This is a genomic window from Micromonospora sp. MH33, from assembly GCF_003013775.1.
GTDB classification, from domain to species: Bacteria; Actinomycetota; Actinomycetes; order Mycobacteriales; family Micromonosporaceae; genus Micromonospora; species Micromonospora fulviviridis.
Genome location: NZ_MUYZ01000478.1, coordinates 1 through 3,251, shown reverse-complemented (window position 1 = coordinate 3,251; position 3,251 = coordinate 1). Strand labels below are relative to the sequence as shown.

At 78.4% G+C, this 3,251-nt stretch carries 1 protein-coding gene; it reads left to right on the top strand.

Annotation, left to right across the window (positions count from 1 at the left end):
• Positions 1 to 3,251: type I polyketide synthase (locus B0E53_RS34660; protein ID WP_146167906.1), on the top strand; the 3,251-nt coding region annotated here is incomplete at both ends.

Here is a 3,251-nt window from a genome sequence, read left to right as displayed (position 1 = left end):
TCCTCGCTCAGCCGCGGCGGGCTCGACCGGCGGGCCGTGGTGCTCGCCGCGGACCGCGACGAGCTGCTCGCCGGCCTGCGCGCCCTCGCCGACGGGGAACCGGACCCCGCCGTGGTCACGGGCGCCGCCAGCCCCCGCGGCCGGATCGCCTTCCTGTTCTCCGGGCAGGGCGCGCAGCGGGCCGGCATGGGCCGCGAGCTGTCCGCCTCCTTCCCCGCCTTCGCGTCCGCGCTGGACGAGGTCTGCGACCGGCTCGACCCGCACCTGCCCCGGCCGCTGCGCGAGGTGATGTTCGCCGAGGCCGGCACCCCCGAGGCCGAGCTGCTGAACCAGACCGTCTTCACCCAGGCTGGCCTGTTCGCCGTCGAGGTGGCCCTGTTCCGCCTCGCCGGATCGTTCGGGCTCGTCCCGGACCTCCTGGTCGGCCATTCGATCGGCGAGCTGGCCGCCGCGCACGTCGCCGGGGTGCTGACGCTCGCGGACGCCGCGGCCCTGGTCGCCGCCCGGGGCCGGCTCATGCAGGCGCTGCCGCCCGGCGGTGCCATGCTCGCCGTCGCCGCTGGCGAGGCGGCCGTGGCCGAGTCCCTGGCCGGCATCGCCGGCCGGGTCGGCATCGCCGCCGTCAACGGCCCCGCCGCCGTGGTCGTCTCCGGCGACGCCGAGGCCGTCGACGCGCTCGCCGCGCTCTGGGCGGACCGGGGTACGCCCACCCACCGCCTCCGGGTCAGCCACGCCTTCCACAGCGCGCTCATGGAGCCGATGCTCGCCGAGTTCGCCGCGGTGGCCGAGGGACTGACGTTCCGGCCGCCCACCGTGCCGATCGTGTCGAACCTGACCGGCCGGATCGCCGAGCCGGAGCAGCTGTGCCGTCCCGACTACTGGGTGCGGCACGTCCGGGAGGCGGTGCGTTTCGCGGACGCCGTGGACCGGCTCGCCGAGGCCGGCGTCGGCACGTACGTCGAGCTGGGCCCCAGCGGTGTGCTCACCGCCATGGCCGAGAGCTGCCTCGCCGACCCGGCCGCCGTGCTGGTGCCCCTGGTCCGCAAGGACCGGGCCGAGCCCCGGGGCGTGCTGGAGGCGCTCGCCCGGCTGCACACCGAGGGCGTCGCCGTCGACTGGGACGCCCTGCTCGCCGGCGCCGGCGCCCGCCCGGTAGACCTGCCGACGTACGCGTTCCAGCACGAGCGGTACTGGCTGGAGCCGGTCGGCCGGCTCGCCGACGTCTCCGGCGCCGGGCTCGGCGCGGCCGGGCACCCGCTGCTCGGCGCGGCGGTCTCCGTCGCCGGCGAGGACATGGTGCTGCTCACCGGCCGGCTGTCGCTGGCCACCCACCCCTGGCTGGCCGACCACGCGGTCGCCGACGTGGTGGTGCTGCCCGGCGCCGCGCTGGTCGAGCTGGTGGTGCGGGCCGGCGACGAGGTCGGCGTCTCCCGGCTCCGCGAGCTGACCGTCGCCGCGCCGCTGGTGCTGCCCGCGTCCGGTGGTGTCCGGGTGCAGGTGCGGGTCGGCCCGGCCGACGAGGCGGGGGCCCGCGCGGTGACCGTGCACGCCCAGGCCGAGGACGACCCGGAGGCCGGCTGGATGCGGCACGCCGAGGGCGTGCTGGAACCCGCCGCCGCCGACGGGCCCGGCCTGCCGGTGTGGCCGCCGACGACCGCGACCGAGATCGACCCGGGCGCCTGGTACGCGGCGCTGGCCGGGCACGGCCTGACATACGGGCCGGCGTTCCAGGGGCTGCGCCGGCTGTGGACCGGCGGCGGCGAGGTGCACGCCGAGGTGGCCCTGCCCGAGGAGGTGGCGGCGGGTGCGGGCGGCTTCGGCGTGCACCCCGCGCTGCTGGACGCCGCCCTGCACCCGGTCGGGCTGCTGCTCGCCGGTGACGGCGGCGGTCCGCGGGTGCCGTTCGCGTTCGAGGGTGTCCAGGTGCACGCGTCCGGCGCGGCGGCGCTGCGGGTACGGCTGTCCCGCGACGGCGACGCGGTCCGGCTGGTCGCCGTGGACGAGACGGGCGCGCCGGTCGTGTCGGTCGACTCGCTGGTCCTGCGGGAGCTGACCGGCGTGACCGCCCCGGGCGCCGCGGCCCGGTCGATGTTCGAGGTGGTCTGGCCGGCCGAGCCGGTTCCGCCCGTCGAGAGCCCGTCCGGCTGGGCGCTGCTCGCCGACCCGGACCGGCCGAACCCCGCCGGCCTGCCCGCGTACGCCGACGTGCCGGCCGTGCTGGCCGCCGTGGAGGCGGGGGAGGCGTCACCACGCGCCCTGGTGCTGCCGATGGCGGCGCCGCCCGGCGTCGAGGTGCCGGAGGCCGTCCGGGCGACCGCCTCGGAGGTGCTCGGGGTGGTGCAGGCGTGGCTGGCCGCGGACGCGTTGGCCGACTCGCGGCTGGTGGTCCTGACCCGGGGTGCGGTGGCGGCCCGGGATGGTGACCGGGTCAGCGATCTGGCGGGTGCGGCGGTGTGGGGGCTGCTCCGGTCGGCCCAGTCGGAGCATCCGGAGCGGATCGTCCTGGCCGACCTCGACCGGGACCTGGACGAGCGTGTCCTCGCGGTGCTGGCCGGCGTCGCCGGCGACCTGCCCGCCACGGGCGGGCAGGTGGCGCTGCGCGCCGACGCGGTGCTGACCCCACGCCTGGTCCGTGCCGCGATCCCGGCCGCGGACGCGCCGGCCGGGGACACGCCGGCCCTCGGCGACGGCACGGTGCTGGTCACCGGCGGCACGGGGTCGTTGGGCGCGCTGGTGGCCGAGCATCTGGTCACCGCGCACGGGGTGCGGTCGCTGCTGCTGGTGTCGCGGCAGGGGCCGGCCGCCCCGGGCGCGGACGCGCTGGTCGAGCGGCTGACCGGCCTCGGTGCCCGGGTGGCGGTGGTCGCCGCCGACGTGACCGACCGGGACCGGGTGGCCGGCCTGGTTGCGAAGGTTCCCGGCCGGCTGGCCGGCGTGGTGCACACGGCGGGCGTGCTCGACGACGGCGTGGTCTCCGCGATCAGCCCGGAGCGGCTGGCCGGCGTGCTGGCCCCGAAGGCCACCGCCGGCTGGTGGCTGCACGAGGCCACGCTCGGCCTGGACCTCGACCTGTTCGTGCTGTTCTCGTCCGTCGCGGGTGTCCTCGGCTCCCCGGGGCAGGCCGCGTACGCCGCCGCGAACGCCGTGCTGGACGCCCTCGCGGCGCACCGCCGGCAGGCCGGCCTGCCGGCGGTCAGCCTGGCGTGGGGCATGTGGGACACCGCCGGCATGGCCGCGTCGGTGTCCGACGC